16 protein-coding genes are annotated in these 17,369 nt (G+C 39.4%); 9 read left to right on the top strand and 7 right to left on the bottom strand.

The window, feature by feature from the left end:
- Window positions 1–58: 58 nt before the first annotated feature.
- Complete coding sequence (yedE, locus tag AC4E8C_RS24595) at window positions 59–1,288, bottom strand: selenium metabolism membrane protein YedE/FdhT (RefSeq protein ID WP_490209247.1); 1,230 nt, start codon at window positions 1,286–1,288, stop codon at window positions 59–61.
- A gap of 960 nt (window positions 1,289–2,248) precedes the next feature.
- On the opposite strand from yedE, the gene AC4E8C_RS24590 reads away from it, so the two are divergent.
- Window positions 2,249–2,665 carry a DUF1259 domain-containing protein gene (locus tag AC4E8C_RS24590; RefSeq protein WP_490209246.1) on the top strand — a complete coding sequence of 139 codons (417 nt, stop codon included), beginning with the start codon at window positions 2,249–2,251 and terminating at the stop codon, window positions 2,663–2,665.
- Between the two features lie 60 nt (window positions 2,666–2,725).
- Here AC4E8C_RS24590 and AC4E8C_RS24585 read toward each other — a convergent pair whose 3' ends face one another.
- Window positions 2,726–3,181: a staygreen family protein gene (locus tag AC4E8C_RS24585; protein WP_490209245.1), complete on the bottom strand. Its 456-nt coding sequence runs from the start codon at window positions 3,179–3,181 to the stop codon at window positions 2,726–2,728.
- Window positions 3,182–3,386: 205 nt separating this feature from the next.
- Here AC4E8C_RS24585 and AC4E8C_RS24580 point away from each other — a divergent pair, with 205 nt between their 5' ends.
- The 5 genes from AC4E8C_RS24580 to AC4E8C_RS24560 all read left to right on the top strand — a co-directional run bounded on the left by AC4E8C_RS24580 (window position 3,387) and on the right by AC4E8C_RS24560 (window position 7,868).
- Window positions 3,387–4,268: an FAD:protein FMN transferase gene (locus AC4E8C_RS24580; RefSeq protein WP_490209244.1), complete on the top strand. Its 882-nt coding sequence runs from the start codon at window positions 3,387–3,389 to the stop codon at window positions 4,266–4,268.
- A 1-nt stretch (window position 4,269) separates the two neighbouring features.
- A complete protein-coding gene (locus tag AC4E8C_RS24575) occupies window positions 4,270–4,791 on the top strand; it encodes a ferric reductase-like transmembrane domain-containing protein (protein WP_490209243.1) in 522 nt (173 codons plus the stop codon).
- A 378-nt stretch (window positions 4,792–5,169) separates the two neighbouring features.
- Window positions 5,170–5,859, top strand: coding sequence for a kinetochore Spc7 family protein (locus AC4E8C_RS24570; RefSeq protein WP_490209242.1), 690 nt, complete (start codon window positions 5,170–5,172; stop codon window positions 5,857–5,859).
- An 86-nt stretch (window positions 5,860–5,945) separates the two neighbouring features.
- Window positions 5,946–6,857 carry an HD domain-containing phosphohydrolase gene (locus AC4E8C_RS24565; protein ID WP_490209241.1) on the top strand — a complete coding sequence of 304 codons (912 nt, stop codon included), beginning with the start codon at window positions 5,946–5,948 and terminating at the stop codon, window positions 6,855–6,857.
- A gap of 162 nt (window positions 6,858–7,019) precedes the next feature.
- A complete protein-coding gene (locus AC4E8C_RS24560) occupies window positions 7,020–7,868 on the top strand; it encodes an MBL fold metallo-hydrolase (RefSeq protein WP_490209240.1) in 849 nt (282 codons plus the stop codon).
- Window positions 7,869–8,031: 163 nt separating this feature from the next.
- Here the strand turns inward: AC4E8C_RS24560 and AC4E8C_RS24555 are convergent, their stop codons facing one another.
- Complete coding sequence (locus AC4E8C_RS24555) at window positions 8,032–9,213, bottom strand: NupC/NupG family nucleoside CNT transporter (protein WP_490209239.1); 1,182 nt, start codon at window positions 9,211–9,213, stop codon at window positions 8,032–8,034.
- A gap of 343 nt (window positions 9,214–9,556) precedes the next feature.
- On the opposite strand from AC4E8C_RS24555, the gene deoD reads away from it, so the two are divergent.
- Complete coding sequence (gene deoD / locus AC4E8C_RS24550; protein WP_490209238.1) at window positions 9,557–10,276, top strand: purine-nucleoside phosphorylase; 720 nt, start codon at window positions 9,557–9,559, stop codon at window positions 10,274–10,276.
- A gap of 47 nt (window positions 10,277–10,323) precedes the next feature.
- On the opposite strand, the gene AC4E8C_RS24545 is transcribed toward deoD, so the two are convergent.
- The 4 genes from AC4E8C_RS24545 to AC4E8C_RS24530 form a co-directional block, all read right to left on the bottom strand.
- The gene (locus tag AC4E8C_RS24545) at window positions 10,324–11,040 is read right to left on the bottom strand and encodes a LutC/YkgG family protein (RefSeq protein WP_490209237.1); all 717 of its coding nucleotides are present in this window, start codon (window positions 11,038–11,040) and stop codon (window positions 10,324–10,326) included.
- A gap of 2 nt (window positions 11,041–11,042) precedes the next feature.
- Window positions 11,043–12,467, bottom strand: a complete 1,425-nt coding sequence (locus AC4E8C_RS24540; RefSeq protein ID WP_490209236.1) for a LutB/LldF family L-lactate oxidation iron-sulfur protein — start codon at window positions 12,465–12,467, stop codon at window positions 11,043–11,045.
- Window positions 12,468–12,508: 41 nt separating this feature from the next.
- Window positions 12,509–13,225 (bottom strand): (Fe-S)-binding protein, encoded by a 717-nt coding sequence (locus AC4E8C_RS24535; RefSeq protein WP_490209235.1) that lies wholly within the window; start codon window positions 13,223–13,225, stop codon window positions 12,509–12,511.
- A 232-nt stretch (window positions 13,226–13,457) separates the two neighbouring features.
- On the bottom strand, window positions 13,458–14,183 hold the full coding sequence (locus tag AC4E8C_RS24530) for a FadR/GntR family transcriptional regulator (protein ID WP_490209234.1): 726 nt from the start codon (window positions 14,181–14,183) through the stop codon (window positions 13,458–13,460).
- 222 nt (window positions 14,184–14,405) lie between these two features.
- On the opposite strand from AC4E8C_RS24530, the gene AC4E8C_RS24525 reads away from it, so the two are divergent.
- Window positions 14,406–16,100 carry an L-lactate permease gene (locus tag AC4E8C_RS24525; protein WP_490209233.1) on the top strand — a complete coding sequence of 565 codons (1,695 nt, stop codon included), beginning with the start codon at window positions 14,406–14,408 and terminating at the stop codon, window positions 16,098–16,100.
- 159 nt (window positions 16,101–16,259) lie between these two features.
- Window positions 16,260–17,249: a LacI family DNA-binding transcriptional regulator gene (locus AC4E8C_RS24520; protein ID WP_490209232.1), complete on the top strand. Its 990-nt coding sequence runs from the start codon at window positions 16,260–16,262 to the stop codon at window positions 17,247–17,249.
- The last annotated feature ends 120 nt before the right edge of the window (window positions 17,250–17,369 follow it).

Raw genomic sequence — 17,369 nt, 5'->3', positions numbered from 1 at the left:
TGGCTCGCCGCGAATATCCAGAGTGTAGTTGACATCGATCACCTGGGACATGTATTAATTAGGCCTCCTTTGTAACGTGAGAAATTCGTTCCGTTTTTTGAAGATGAATGCCCTTTCCGTAACGGAACCGCTTTTGCCACCAATTTGATAGGAAAAACCAAGCAGCCAGCATGGCCAGCGTTCCGAACAGAGCTCCCATAGGCCCCCATTGTTCGATTAAGTTGACTTTTGGCCAATCTTCTACAAGGGCATGATAGATACCGAGATGATCCCAGCCATAGGCAAGAGCTGTGGCACCAACGATGTTACCTGCGCCTACCACCCAGAATAACAGTTGGCCTTCCATTGCCCGATACATCATGCCGGTCTCGCAGCCGCCGGCAAGTACAATGCCAAACCCGAAAAGCAGGCCGCCGATTGCCGTGCTGGGAGCGGCCATTTTAATAATGGCAACAGAACCGTTGTGAATATAGAAAAATGTTATGATTACACTAATCATCATCCCAACCGAAATGGCCTTGGACATGACAGCCCTCCCGCTGACCCATAAATCGCGGAAAGCAGAAGTGAAACAAATCTGTCCTCGTTCAATTAGAATTCCAAACAGGGCTCCTGCTATACAGGCAACTGCTAGGAGTGGTTTGTCTGTTGCGAAAAAGAAAAGAACAATTGCGAGATACAGACAGGCAAAAATAACGCCAAGTACCGGTTGAATATTCCTTTTTTCTACATGCTGGGTGACAACTGGTTTCATCGAGCCTTTCGTCAAGGTTGGTTTTCCCCGCCACCACTTTGTATTTACAACTTTCACGCCAAAGTAGGTACCAACCGCAGTGGTCAACATAAAGATCCAGGAGTGGAATGAGAATTGAGGCACACCTGTAAAAAAGGCAGCCAAATTGCATCCAAGGGCAAGGCGTGCGCCAAATCCAGCAATGATGCCGCCAATAAATCCTTGAAATAAACGCCTCTTTTGTTTTGGCACGCGAATCTTAAAACTGTTGCTTAGTAAAATTGTTATCAGTGCGCCAGCGAGCATCCCAATGACAATCCATCCATCGGTCCGGCTGATGGGAGTCCCTTTAATGCCCACCAGTTGAAAATACGCCCATTGCGACACATCGACACCGAACCATTGTAAGATATGCCCGCCTAATCTGGTGAATTCCCCCGTAACCGCCCAAACCGTGCCCGTAATCCCGAAGTATAACGCACTGACAAGACCTGCAATACTAATGGCCACGTATGGATTCCAATATTCTTTAAAGATTTTTTGATAAAAACTCATTAAACTTATCTCCTCCTTTATTGGAATTACCCAACAATACCGATTCATACAAAAATGCCCGGATATATCCAGGCATTCTGAAGGTTTCATTTATACACAAATATAAAGGGTATTTGGCTGCAACACAATTCATTTTATCGATAAGATAGATTGATAAACATTGAAAACTCAGATGCGTGGGACACAGGGCATTCCGACTTTCCAAAATGCAAATACAGGTTAATGACGACATATTTAAAAACTGCTGCTTTTATAGGTGCGGGAAACCTTACTATAAATGGGTGCGGCTTTTCTATTTTTGCTCAACTTTATAAAAGGCAGCACCAAAAAGATGAAGTGGTGTCCGAAGTAGAATGAACTTTGGACAAGTGGAAGGTAAAAAGGCAAGGTGGTGTCCGAAGTAGAGTAAACTTTGGACAAGGGAAAGGTAAAAAGGCAAGGTAATGTCCGAAGTAGAATGAACTTTGGACAAGTGGAAGGTAAAAAGGCAAGGTGGTGTCCGAAGTAGAGTAAACTTTGGACAAGGGAAAGGTAAAAAGGCAAGGTAATGTCCGAAGTAGAATGAACTTTGGACAAGTGGAAGGTAAAAAGGCAAGGTGGTGTCCGAAGTAGAGTAAACTTTGGACAAGGGAAAGGTAAAAAGGCAAGGTAATGTCCGAAGTAGAATGAACTTTGGACAAGTGGAAGGTAAAAAGGCAAGGTGGTGTCCGAAGTAGAGTAAACTTCGGACAAGGGGAAGGTAAAAAGGCAAGGTAATGTCCGAAGTAGAGTGAACTTTGGACAAGTGGAAGGTAAAAAGGCAAGGTGGTGTCCGAATTTACTATAAAAAAGGCACTATGGATGATGATTACCTTGACCCTTAGAGCCCTCCAAGTGATGAGTTTTCCTAATATATTTTTCACTGGTGAATATAATCAAAATAGGCTTATTTTCGGAGAATGCGAAAAGGGGGGCTAATCAATGACTAACTTGAAGCAGCTGGGAGACCAATTTGCACAAATATTAAATGGAAAAGCCAAAATGGTGGAAAATGGATGCTTGGTTAGCTTAAAACGCAGTTTTAATGCTCATGTACAAGGAAGGCCAACTCATTCTGTTTTACCGGTAGGGATTTCTTTTGAATCATTGGATGTAAATGCAAATGCACTAAATCTTGGGGAGATAACATTACTTGAACAGGAGATACCAAATTTCACAAGATCAGTTATGGGTCAGGGGTTAATTGTGAGTGCGTTGCATAATCACTGGATATTTGTTCAACCAAGTCTAATGTATATTCATATTCAATCGGTCGAACCGCCTCTCTCCTTCGCAAGAAAAGTGGCAAACGCATTTACAACATTAACAAGCCTCCCCATACAGGAAAAAAATGAATAAATTTAACTCTTACGTTATTGGTGGAGGAAGCGACTTTGTTAAGTAGTATCATATAATCGATTAACTGTATGAATAAGGATGGAATGTCCCCCAATTTTCTTGCCTAGCAAACTGTGGATGGGCTGACATGAAGTTAATGATTATGAAAGTTTTGTCTAATTTAGGATATGCACTGAATAAAAACCTATCACCGTAACGAATAGCTGTTAAGGCAAGTGGTAATTCACGTCTAAATATTTCATTGCGTTTTGCTGATACATTAACATTATATTCCCCTTGATCTATATATAAATAAATATAGAAATATAAGAAACTCCCACTCTGTTTCCATTCGCCTAAAACTTCATCCCTCATAGGATTGATCTTTTCCCAGGCATAATGATTTCCAATGTTTAAAAAAAGTTCACCAGTAATATCTGAGTGAGTGAGTGTGTAACATCTTGGAATAACAGGTTCCGTAGCTGTAACCCCACTGCTGTAAGTCACAAATAGTTTTTCTGGATTGAAATTGCTCAAGCGATCACTCCCATCGGCCAGTTTTTTTATTAATATGCGAATAGCTATTTATTCAGTCGTAAAAAGCCAACGTCCTCAATAACAGGAGTTGGCTTTTTTAGTTATAAACACATTCATTACCTTTTTTTAACTTCTGTTAAGACTTAATTAAGGTTGGCGTTTCATAATGCAGATATGGCACTTGATACTATGCAGGAGGAACCAAATGATGTTTAAGTATAACTTCAATTCAATGAGTACAATGGTACAAATATTGATAAGTAAGGAATTATTTGCAAATGATCTCATGCCGGTATATAAACTATTTGCCTCTGTCGAAGATACTTGCAGCCGGTTTAAGGAAAATAGTGAGTTATCACAGTTAAATCAACAGCTAGAAAAAGAAGTGAATGCATCAGATCTATTATTTACCATTTTAAAAGATGCACTACAATTTTACGAGGAAACAAATGGCGTCTTTAATCCAGGTATTTTATCAGCGATTGAAAATAGCGGCTACACAAAATCCATTGAGTTTATCAAAGGGCGGGAGCTGGGTGTCCCCTCCCCCACAGCTCTGGTTTTTACAAAACTGAAGCCTTATCAATTAGATGAAGAAAAACAAACAGTGGTGCTAAACACTCGGATTGATTTAGGCGGAATTGCGAAGGGCTGGGTGGTCGACCGTGCAGCTGATATCTTATCCAAATATGGATTTGGATTTGTGAATGTCGGCGGAGATATTCGGATTTTCGGAAGTTTTCCACGGGCTTTAAATATTGGCATAGAGGATCCTTTTGAGCCATCCAACATGCTCTCATCCATCCAAGTAACAGAAGGGGCTGTTGCTACTTCTACTTCGATGAAACGAAGATGGATGGTGAATGGCAGAAGCAAGCATCACCTTATTGATCCTACAACAGGTGAACCATCTGCGAGCACTATTATTTCTTCAACTGTCACCGCGCATACTGCGGTGGAAGCAGATGTTTTGGCAAAAGTGATTCTTTTGTTGGGAGAAGAGCGCGGGAAGGCCTTGCTTTCTGTCAAAAGGAATCCAGCGGTTTTGATAAATGAAGCAAAGGAAATTTGGAGAGGCGGCGAATAGAATGGAATCCTTTGAATGGTACGCAATCCGGGCAACCGGGGTGGTGGCTTATCTATTATTATATTTGGCGGCATTAACTGGAATATATTCTGCGGTCCAGAAGAAACGGAAAAAGAAAGTAAATAATCTCCTTCATTTTCATGAGGTATTGTCTGACTGGTCATTGATTATGACATTCGGTCACTTAGGGGTTTTATTGATTGATGCATATATGAAATTCAGTTGGTCCGATATCATAATTCCATTTAGTGGCAGCTATCAAACCATTTCGATGGGTATTGGATCGATTGCGACTTATTTCTTAATTTTAACGAATGTCACATCGAAATTCCGTAAGAAAATTGGTTATAAAAGATGGCAGAAGCTGCATGCTCTCAACCCTATTTTGTATATTCTAGTAACTGTACACGGGTTAATGAGTGGGACGGATTTTCAAGGGACCGTGTTGGCTGTTGTTAATATCGTACCCGTGGTCCTTATGCTCGGAATGTTTCCTTCAGAAAAGAAGGAGCTAACGGCATGACGAAACGGTTAATAGAGTTAAATAAAGAAGTATGAAAAAGCTTAATAGTAAACGAAGGAGACCACTCGTATTGGAGGGTCTCCTTCGTGTTTTAGCGCAATTTGTTTTAAGGTTGGTTTGTAAATGACAGGTATTATACATATAAAAATACAAAATATTACAAAAATAATAGAATTAGGTGTTTATACCCTGTATAATAATGGTAGATACTAAAATAGACCCAAAGGGCAGCCTATATGAAAGAATATGGGCGTATATATATAGGGGCTAAAGTAGGAAATTGCTGCGCCAGCCAGATGCGTATTGATAAAGGCCCTTGTAATGGATCAGGTCTTTTTTTGTCGTCTAAAATAGAAAAATGGGGTGTGAAGCAATAGTATGAAGAAAGTATTGTCGATTTTATTTTCAGCTGCAGTATTTTTAGGAATTGCTTCTCCAGCTTATGCTGCTGAGGGTGATTATCAAAAAGGAATTGAACTAATTAACAAGACAAACAAGGAAATTGATAGAAAGATTGAAGTAGCGGTAGAAAAAGCAGATAAATTGCAAGCCGGCTACATTCTAGACATTCGCAAAATTGAAGAAGGAGACCAGATTGTAAAGCTAAAAAATGAAAGAGGAAAGGCATTATCCGATTTAAATGCTGCAAATAACGATGTAAAAAAAATAGAAGAATTGAATAAGAAATTAGCAGAAATAAATGCCAGGTTAGAAGAAGAACAAGCAAAGATTAATAGGAAAGTAACAGAAATCAATGAGGAAATTAATAAGATAACAGGACAGCTATTGTCTGATGATGATAAAGACGCTCAAAAGTTAGAAGAAAAAATAAATAAGCTTAATCAGAAGCTAAATGAAAAATCAGCTAAATATGATGAAAAAACAGAACGTTTTACAAAAGATTTAGATAAGGTCATTACTGATGTATATGATGAAACATTAAAAATGTCGAATGAAACGATTAAAAAGGCTGCTGAAAAGGGTGTTCAAGCGGAATGCAGTTGGAAGCTAGTCCGTTTTGGTGATAAGTGGGTATGGATTGATCCTATTAGAATAGTTGGATGCTAAATTTTTATACACTTCTGAAAATTATATAGTAAAATGAAAGCGGGTTCCTTTTGAGCTCGTTTTTATTCGTATTAAGGCGGGATACCATGGAAGGCTTTATGATTGGAAAAAAGGGAACTTTTGTTGAAAAAGTAGATTTTGTGAATAATGGGATATTTAGTCTGCTAACTCGAGGAGATGGAGTTGAAGTGATCCATCAAGAGATAGAAGAAGGAAGAATGTTCTATATTTATCCCAGCGAGAATACTAACGCCCTGGAGTTTTATTACTTATTATCTGGACAAGTCATTTGTGAACTTGACAATCAAAAGTTTACATTAAGTCCTGAAGATTATTTCACTGCAAGAGGTCTTAAAAATCCAATCCACTTTACTGCCCTTTCAAAAGTAACCTTATTATGCGTGTTTACGGAACAAACCTTTGTTCATATAAGCAGGGATATTTCCGCTCTTATGGAAATTACGAAAAAGGTAGAATTAAAAGATAGGTATACCCATAAGCATAGCGATCGAGTGGCAAAGTATTCTGTGAAAATAGCAAAAAAATTAAAACTTAGTAAAGAACAATTAGAAAACTTAACGGTGGCTGCTGTACTTCATGACATTGGTAAAATTCATGTGCCAATTGAGATATTAAATAAGCCTGGAAGATTAACGGATGAGGAATTAGACATTATAAAAAAACACCCCTTAGATGGAGCAACAATGGTAAAGAACTCCTATTATCATGATCTTGCTCCTATTATTGAGCAACATCATGAAAGGTTAAATGGAAGCGGCTACCCCTATGGGTTAAGTGGAGATGATATTCTTTTGGAAGCAAGAATTATTGCTGTAAGTGATACATTTGATGCCATGACAGAAGATCGAACTTATAGAAAAGCGTTTAAAGAACAGCTTGCTATAGATGAACTGAAAGGATTGGCTGGGTCTCATTATGATAAAGAAGTGGTGTGTGCATTCGAACAAATATTAAAAGAAGAAGGAAGAATTACCTAATCTGTCAGATGGATATCAAGTTTTAGAAAACTCGATTTTAGCTGAAATTATATGAAGTCAGCAGTAAAGAACTGCATCTCAATTTTTGATTGTTAACTAATAATTGCAGGTGCATTTTTTATATGGCTTAATTTATTCAAAATGAAAGGCGGCTGGCCCGTTATGCATTCAATTAACAAAATAGGAAAGAGTTTTTGGTATATCACTCCAATATCGGAGACCGACCGGCCCATTCTAGGAATGGTGGTTGGTAAGAACAAGACATTAATGATTGATGCAGGCAACTCGGAAGAACATGCCAATTATTTTTTGGAAGAACTATTAAAAAGAGAAGTTCCCAATCCAGATATGGTTGTTCTTACTCATTGGCATTGGGATCATATCTTTGGTCTTTCAGCATTACCTAATGCAGTTTCAATTGCTTCCCAAGAAACAAAAAAGGAAATGGAGAAGCTCATCCCGCTTTCATGGTCCGACGAAGCAATAGATGCACGTGTGAACGAAGGAACGGAAATTGAATTTTGTGCAAGGGCCATTAAGAAGGAATTCACAAATCATCGGGATATCACGATTGTTCTGCCGGATTTAACGTTTGAAAAACGATTAGAAATTGACCTTGGCGGGATCACTTGTATCGTACAGCACGTTGGAGGGAATCACGCTGCTGATTCGGTAATTGTGTATATCAAAGAAGAAAAGATTCTCTTCCTAGCTGATTGTATTTATCCTAATATGTATTCCGAAAAAGAAAACTATACCATCAAGGAAACACTTCGGCTATTAGATGAATTAGATGCATTTGATGCAGATACATATATCCCTTCGCATCAAAAGCCGATTTCAAAAGAGGAATTTAATCAGGAAGCTGATAAGCTTAGAACCATTGCAAACTATACAGATATTTGCGGAGGTGATAAACAGAAAATAATGGAGGAATACGAAAGGTACGTAAAAAGGGAACTTACAGAAGACGAAAGGGAAACCATCGTTGACTTTATAAATGGTTATTAAATTATCCCTGTGTTCTATATCCCCATGGGGCATTCATGAGTGAGGATAGTATGTTTAGGATGGGTTTTCTATGATGATCAAATACAAAAGGCAGTGGTTCGCCCACTGCCTTTTAGAATGATGCTATTAAGGAACCCAATGCGCACCGTGTACCTAGTGTGTTTTATAAAACGATACTAACGATGATACCTGAAAGTATGCTGACAAGTGTGGCGCCATATAACAGTTTTAACCCAAAACGTGCGACAACATTCCCCTGCTTTTCATTCAGACTTTTGACCGCTCCGGTAATGATGCCAATGGATGAGAAGTTGGCGAAGGAAACCAGGAATACAGAAAGAATCCCGAGGGTGCGGGCGCTAAAGTGATGCTTGCCTCCGGACAAATCCAGCATCGCAACAAATTCATTGGTCACCAGTTTAGTCGCCATTATTCCTCCGGCACTAACGGCCTCCGATAAAGGAATCCCCATAATGAAAGCAATTGGAGAGAAGAGATAACCTAATAGCTGCTGAAAGGAAATGCCCAACAATAAATCAAACACGTTATTGATCCCTGACATTAAAGCAATAAACCCGATCAGCATGGCCCCGACGATTATGGCCACTTTAAAACCATCAAGGATATACTCACCGAGCATTTCAAAAAAGGATTGCTTTTCTAGCTGCTCTATTTCTAATATATCCTCACTTGGATTTACCTCGTACGGATTAATAATCGATGCTATGATAAAACCGCCAAAGAGATTTAAAACTAAAGCTGTGACAACATATTTTGGATCCAGCATCGTCATATAAGCACCAACAATGGACATCGATACAGTCGACATCGCCGAAGCGCATAGAGTATACAAACGTTGTTTTGAAAACAGGCCCAGTTGTTTTTTTAACGTGATGAAAACCTCTGATTGGCCGACCATCAACGAAGCAACGGCATTATATGATTCAAGCTTACCCATCCCATTCACTTTACTTAATAACAATCCAATTCCCTTCATGATGAACGGCAGAATTTTAAGATGTTGAAGAATCCCAATTAATACAGAAATAAATACAATTGGCAGCAATACAGTTAAAAAGAATGGAGCCTCTCCCTTGTTCGCCATGCCGCCAAACACAAAGGAAACCCCTTCATTTGCATATTCGAGCAGTACGTTAAAAATAGCAGCTATTCCCTTAATGATGATGAAGCCATATTCTGTATTTAACAGTAATACGGATAAAATAATTTGAATGACAAGCATCGTAATAATTGGTTTGTATTTTACCTCTTTTCGATTGGTGCTTGCCAGCCAAGCTAAAATTAATACAACAAGAATACCTAGAATTGAAATACCATATCGCATATGTAACCTCCTGATGAATATAAACACTATGTACAAAGAATCCAGTATAGTTACTACTGTAAAGTACCGCTAGTATAGTAGCCTTTATCAATTGTAATTGCAATGGGTATTTTGTCCAAGATGACTACTTCTCACTAATCTGGGAGTGAAAGTTGATTAATAAGCGGTAAGTAGTTTATAGTTTCTTTGCAGGTGTGTAAAATGATGAAATTATACAACTATACAATAGCTTGTGGTTGTAGCAGATTTCTATACAATGAAATGAAAGCGTAGTAAAAATGGAATTCTACGCGGTTTCATGGAAAGAATACATAGGAGACATGATAAGAGGGAGCGAATACAGATGAGTACATTTGAACAAAAGGAAACCGCACATATTAAGCCAAATGGAGTGGAGATTGCTGAAACGATTCTTTTGCCAGGGGATCCATTAAGAGCAAAATTTATTGCTGAAACCTACTTAGAGGATGCCGTTCAATTTAATTCAGTCCGAAATATGTTAGGATACACAGGAACTTATAATGGAAAAAAAATATCGGTGATGGGGACAGGTATGGGGATGCCAAGCATGAGCCTTTATTCTTGGGAGCTTATTCATGTATTTGGGGTGAAAAACTTGATTCGCGTCGGTACCTGTGGTGCGATGCAGGATAATATGAACTTATATGACATTGTGTTTGCGATGGGAGCGTCAACGAATTCCCGGTACGTACACCAATACGATCTCCCTGGAGAGTTTTCCAATATTGCTTCCTTTTCGTTATTGGAAAAAGCCAAAAAGGTAGCTGATCAAAAAGGGTTTCCAGTTCATGTTGGAAATGTTTTGTCGAGCGACGTTTTTTACAATGCCGATGAAACCGCATTAGAAAAATGGCGCAAAATGGGGATTTTGTGCGAGGAAATGGAGACGGCCGGTCTTTATATGAATGCCGCTTTTGCAGGAGTTAACGCACTTACGATTTTAACGGTTAGTGATCATATGATTCGACATGAACAAACGACCTCGGAAGAACGGCAAGTTGCCTTCACGAAAATGATGGAAATCGCTTTGGAGCTTGCTTAAACGATTTCTAAGTGAAAAAATCCTGCCGACGCTCGGCAGGATTTTTTCTATAAATCATCAATTAATATATAGGAGGCTTTAATGGGTCCATGGACACCAACCACTAGATTTAGTTCGATGTCGGCAGAGTTACTTGGCCCTGTAATAAAGTTAATACAGGAAGGTACCTTTCCGCCTTTAAGTTCAATTTCCCTCATTTTCTTTGCAGCCTGAGTCATACGAGGAACCAGGGTACTCTTTGGAATGAGGGCAATATAGGTTGCGGGCAGGAAGTTAAGGGATCTGCCTCTATTTTCATTGCTATAAAGAACAACTGTGCCAGATTCAGCAAGGGTAATTTCACTGATGGTAATACCCACATTTGCCTTTTCGGCAAGTTGAATATTTTCTTCACCTTTTTTGTAGTCCCACTCATTAACCTCTATTTTCTGACTAGGCCACTCGTTTTGGAATAAATCACGAAGTCCCCACTCTGCAAAGCGCTTATCTTTCCATGTCAGGATGGGGCCGCCGCCATAATTGGTGACAACTTGATTTAAAATGTTTGGTAACCCTTGTTTGTCAGTTTTAAAGAAATTAGTATGAATCTCAGTACACATATCCTCTAGAATATCGACTAATTCGTCTTGTGTTGCATCTTTAAAGACTTCATGTTGAGGTTGATATTTCCACTTAGGAAGTTCAACGGATGTAACGCGATCTCGTCCTAACCTTTTAGAAATTGTATTTAAGAACTGATCACGATTGTGAATGGTTCCTTCCATTTCTATTTCCCTCCTTTTTCACGGTTTTTAAACCAATCCCTAAATCTTTCTTTGTTCGGAGCCGGGAACTCGCGAATATCCGTCCAAGCCTTCATGGGTCCCGGCCCATTAGAGATTTTATCTCCAGAAGTGAAGGGGCTCATAGCCGTTGGTGCCACTTTGGATGCAATTTTATAGAACGCTGGAGAAGAAGCACCTAAACCAAATGCTTTCATAAGTAACTTTTCGGAAAATGGTGCCTTTCCTTCTTCTTCCACGATCACTTGGCGATGTTTAAGAAGAAGTTCATGCAATGGGATTTTTACCGGACAAACATCTGTACATGCACCACAAAGAGAGGACATATACGGAAGTTCCTTGAATTCATCATACCCTCCAAGCAGAGGAGTCAGAACAGCTCCGATCGGTCCCGGATAAATCGAATTGTAGGAATGGCCGCCAACATGGCGATAAACCGGGCAAACATTTATACAAGCTCCACAGCGAATACACTGCAATATAGATTGGAAGTCGCCGCCTAAAATATCAGACCTTCCATTGTCAACGATGACAAGATGAAACTCTTCAGGCCCATCGACATCAAGTTCCTCTCTTGGTCCGGTCAATACGGTAATATAGCTAGTCAGTTTTTGTCCAACCGCACTTCTTGTCAACATGCTGACAAGAACTTCCATCTCTTCGAATGTAGGAACAATCCTTTCCATTCCCATGACGGTAATCTGGGTTTTAGGCAGAGCAGTAACAAGATCTGCATTGCCTTCATTTGTAACAAGGCTGAAGGAACCCGTTTCAGCAACAGCGAAATTACAGCCAGTGATCCCCACATCGGCTGATAAATATTCTTGCCGTAACACTTCACGTGCACATGCTGCCAATTCTTCTGGTTGGGATGTTCCCGTATAGCCTAATTTATGGGCAAAGACATCACGAATTTGTTCCTTGTTTTTATGTAGTGCGGGAACGACAATGTGTGATGGCGGATTATGGTCATCAATTTGCAGAATGTACTCTCCAAGGTCTGTCTCGACAACATCACAGCCTGCTTGCTCCAAAGCCGTATTTAAGCCTATTTCTTCTGTGACCATGGATTTTGCCTTTACAACTTTTTTAGCATTTTTCTTTTTAACCACACCTGCGATATAGTCTCTTGCTTCTTCTGCTGTTTTGGCAAAAAATACATGCCCGCCGCGCTTTGCGACATTTTCACTTAGTTGCTCCAAGTAGTAATCCAAGTTCTCCAACACATGCTGACGGATTTCTTCTCCGTGGTTCCGCCACTCTTCCCAATTTCCAAGTGCATCAACTTGTCTTCTTCTTTTGACACCCATTCCATCTTGTGCCCCTGCAACCGCTCCACGCATAAAGTCGTTTTGAAGCTCATGATCGAGCCGCTCTTTCAAGTTCTCAGAGCTAATTTTCATTGCCATTTGTTGTCCCTCCGTTCAAAGCTGATATCTCTTTGTTTTCATCAATGACTGTTTAAGACTTCTGCTATATGTAATACTTTAACTTGCTTTCCGAGTCTATCGAGGCGGCCGCCAATGTTCATTAAACAAGCGGCATCTGCGCCAATTAAATATTCTGCTCCTGTTTCTTCAACATGCTGAACCTTTTCATCAACCATCTGCTCTGAAATTTTCCCCATTTTAACGGAGAAGGTTCCGCCAAAACCGCAGCACTGTTCTTTTCCTGGCAGCTCTGTAAACTCAAGGCCTTTTACGTTTTTAAGCAATTTCATCGGTGCTTCTACGACACCGAGTAATCTTGTCATGTGGCAGGAGGTATGGTAAGTTACTTTGCCATTGAACGTTGCACCGACGTCTTCAACTTTTAGAACATCCACAATAAATTGGGTTAATTCATATACTTTACCTGCTAATTTTTTTGCTTTTGGTTCCCAAACCGGATCACCTGCAAATACATGCGGGTATTCTGTCAGCATATAAGCACAGGACCCTGAAGGACATACGACATATTCAGCATCCATAAAAGTATCGATTGTCCGTTTCATGACTTCTTTTGTATCTTTTACATAACCACTATTATAGGATGGCTGACCGCAGCAGATTTGATTTTCAGGAAAATCAATTTCACACCCAAGGCGTTCCAACAATTCTACTGTTGCTTTTCCAACGTTGCTTTGAAACATGTCTACTAGACATGTAGCAAAAAGGGTGACTTTCATTTTCATCGCTTCCTTATACCATTCATATTTTTAAAACCTTATTTTAAGATTAACTAATCAACAGGTCATCAGATGACTTAATAATAAAAAACCATATCTAGTATTTAATACTATAACAAATATTTAAATAAATGAAAGTGTTTGCATTTTATTTTACAAAAAAGCTCAAACTTCTGAGCCTTTTGTAAAATATGGAGAATCCTCAATAGCGGAGGCTTTTGTTTTAATTGAACTACTTTTCTTCACCTTCGAAAAAATATTTATTTAAGATGTTTTCGACGTTTTCGAGATGTTCAATCATTGCCCTCTTTGCCTTTTCTTCGTTCTTTTCTAAAATGGCATGATAGATTTTGGCATGTTCTTTTGCTAGTTTTTCTGTTGTGGTTTGTTTGGAGAACAACCATAAGCGCCTTGTTTCCTTCATTGTTTCGATCATTAGCTCTGACACTTGATCGAGTAAAGTTGATAATATGGGATTGCCGGCAGCAGTAGATACGGCTAGGTGAAACTGAAAGTCTGCTTTCTCCCCGAGCTCTTCATCGCCTTGTACCCGCTTCATTTCATTAAGAGCCTCGGCCATCTCTGCTAAATCCTTTTCACTCCGATTTTTTGCTGCTAAAGCAGCTGTGCCCGTTTCAATAATTTTTCGCACTTCTAAAAGATGGGCTACATCCTTTTTATTCATAAGGATGGCCGTTGATAAGGGAAAGATCATCTGCTTTGAATCAAATTCTTTAATAAAAGTTCCTTCTCCTTGTCTCATTTCGACTAAACCCATTGCTTTCAAAGCGGATAGAGCTTCACGTATAGCTGACCTGCTTACTTGAAAGTTTTCTGCCAGTTGCTGCACAGATTCAAGTTTACTCCGGGGCGGTAATTGCCCGGTCCGAATCATTTCATGCAGCGCTTCGGTTACTTCCTCATATATTTTTTTGGGTTTAATTTGTTTATATTCCAAGCCCTCCACCTCATTGGTCAGTCAGATTCATATTTATATTATACATGATAAGTGAAATTTATTTTTTCGAAAAATATTCACAAAATTGTTGAAAAATATTCACATAAAAAATATAATTACATTCGAACAGTCATCTGATGACCATATCTACTGATTAATTAAAAATGAAACCGATTACTTTTGCTAGTGTAAGAGAAAGAAAATTTCAAAGGGGGAGCCATTTTGACATTTACACAAAATTTTAGTGTCGTTGGCAATAGTCTTATTTGGTCAGCTATCGTTGCTCTAATTCCAATACTTTATTTCTTCTGGGCTTTGGCCATCAAGAAAATGAAAGGTTATGTGGCGGGATTAACAACACTACTGGTTGCGTTGATTCTTGTGGTAGTGTTTTATAAGATGCCGATTGAAACCGCTTTAATGTCTGCGGTCCAAGGTGGTGTTTATGGATTAACACCGATTGGTTGGATTATACTTACATCTGTTTTTCTATATAAAATTACGGTGAAAACAGGACAATTCGAAATTATTCGCAGTTCTGTTTTATCTATTACAGAAGACCGACGCTTGCAGGCATTACTTATCGCCTTTTCGTTTGGTGCCTTTCTTGAAGGGGCAGCAGGCTTTGGGGCACCAGTAGCCATTTCCGCAGCCCTTTTAGTGGGACTGGGATTTAATCCTTTATATGCAGCCGGTCTTTGTTTAATTGCTAATACAGCCCCAGTGGCATTTGGCGCCATTGGAATTCCTATTACAGCCATGGAAGGTCCAACAGGAATTCCAGCCATGGAAATCTCTAAAATGGTCGGGCGTCAATTACCTTTCCTTTCTGTTTTTATTCCTTTTTATCTGGTTGTGATGATGGCAGGTTTTAAAAAAGCATGGGAAGTCATTCCAGCCATAATAGTTTCGGGTGTGTCCTTTGCTGGAACGCAGTATTTAAGCTCGAATTTCATAGGACCTGAATTGCCGGATGTTCTTTCTGCTTTAGTTTCTTTATTTGCATTAGCGATTTTCTTAAAGTTTTGGAAGCCAAAAAATATTTATCGCTTTCCGTCTGAACAAGAGATGGCTGCAACAGTGGCAGTTAACGCTCCCAAAAAGAAGGAAACGATCTATACCAGCGGTCAAGTATTTAAGGCATGGTCTCCATTTTTAGTATTGACGGCATTTATTTCTTTATGGGGAATTCCAGTGGTTAAACAAGTGATAACTGGGCATTATGAGGGTACAAATGCAATCTTAAAAGGGGTCAATGCTCTAGGACAGGCACTTACCTTTATGCCGGAAGTTCCTTTCTTGCATGAAAAAGTTATTAATGGTTCATCGGGTGAAGCGATCGCTGCTGTTTTCAAACTTGAAATTTTAGGAGGAGCAGGAACTGCCATCCTTTTAGCTGCGATTGTGACGAAGTTTATCCTGGGAATGTCATGGCGTGATTGGGCAATTACGTTAGGGGAAACCATTAATGAAATTAAATATCCACTTTTGACGATTTGTGCCGTTGTTGGATATGCCTATATTACAAATTCCTCCGGGATGAGTACGACACTAGCATTGGTTTTGGCCAAAACAGGGGCATTGTTCCCGTTCTTTTCGCCAGTATTAGGTTGGCTTGGGGTATTCATTACCGGTTCCGATACTTCTGCAAATCTGTTATTTGCTAAACTGCAACAGGTTACATCGACATCGATTGGTATGAATCCGGTATTAGCGCTTGCTGCTAACTCATCGGGCGGGGTAACAGGGAAGATGATTTCACCTCAATCGATTGCAGTTGCTTGTGCTGCGGTTGGACTTGCAGGAAAGGAATCAGACCTATTGCGCTTTACCGTCAAACATAGTCTCTTCTTATTATTGCTGGTGTGTATCATCACCTACCTGCAAAGTAATGTATTATCATGGATGATTCCTTAAATCTTAAGCCAGGCGATTGCCTGGCTTTTTCTGAGTTAGATGAGAAATTGAACCTCTCATTTAGATTTATTTCAAACCATTCATGGAAACAACTATGTTCTTTTACTTTAATTGTGTAAAATAGTTATAGAAAAATTAGCTGCCCAGGAGGACCTATTTATGTTAACCATAAAAGAAATAGCCGAAAGGGCAAATGTTTCACGGACAACTGTTTCAAGAGTAATCAATAATTCCGGTTATGTGAGTGAGGAAGCAAAAAAAAGGGTATTAAAGGTTATTGAAGAGACGGGATATGTACCTAGTCAAAATGCTAAAGCCATGCGGACGAAGAAGACAAAGGTCATTGGTGTCATTCTCCCTAAAATCAGCACGGAAACATCAAGCCGTCTTGTAAAAGGATTGGACGAGGTATTTGCTAAAGAAGGGTATCAAATTCTTCTTACCAATACCAATCTCAATCCTGAAAAGGAGATCGAATATTTAAAGCTGTTGAAAGGCAGACACGTCGATGGAATTATCCTATCAGCAACCAATATTAACCATCCTTTAGTGGAAGAAATCTATCAGTTAAACATCCCATTTGTAACAGTAGGGCAATATATATCTGGGTTGGCGAATGTGCTTTTTGATGATTATAATGCTTCTAAAGATATGGTTAATTTTATGATTAACAAAGGGCATCAACACATAGCCTTTATCGGCGTTGACGAAAAGGACCGTGCGGTTGGACAGTTACGGAAGTCCGGTTATATCGATGCAATGAAAGAAAATCATTTGCCTGTTGAGGATAGCTGGATTCAAAAAGGAATTTTTGATGTGGATTCTGGCTATCAATCCATGAAAAACATCATGGATCGTTCTAAACAAAAGCCGACTGCGGTACTGGCAGTAACGGACCGGCTGGCAATTGGTGCATTACAATATATCAAGGAAATGGGTCTTTCGGTACCAGATGATATCGCGGTTGCGGGAATGGGGGCCTCTGAGCTTTCCAGATTTATTTCCCCAACGTTAACAACCATTGATTTTTCCAAGGAAGATGCCGGGCGTGAGGCGGCCAGTTTATTATTGGAGCAAATAAATGGGGAAAATCCCCACGAAACTATACGGAAAATTAGGCATAGACTTCTTGAACGATCCAGTATATAATAGGTGTGTAATCGATTCCATAGTGATGTATCCGATTACACTTTATTTTTCACTATTGTGGAATCGATTCCACAATAAGATTCAATCTTGATGGACTGAACTATTATTTTTTTACCTTTA

The sequence above is a fragment of the Neobacillus sp. SRL179 genome (assembly GCF_984799095.1).
The sequence above is the reverse complement of the archived record's forward strand: the minus strand, read 5'-3'. Positions and strand labels throughout refer to the sequence as shown.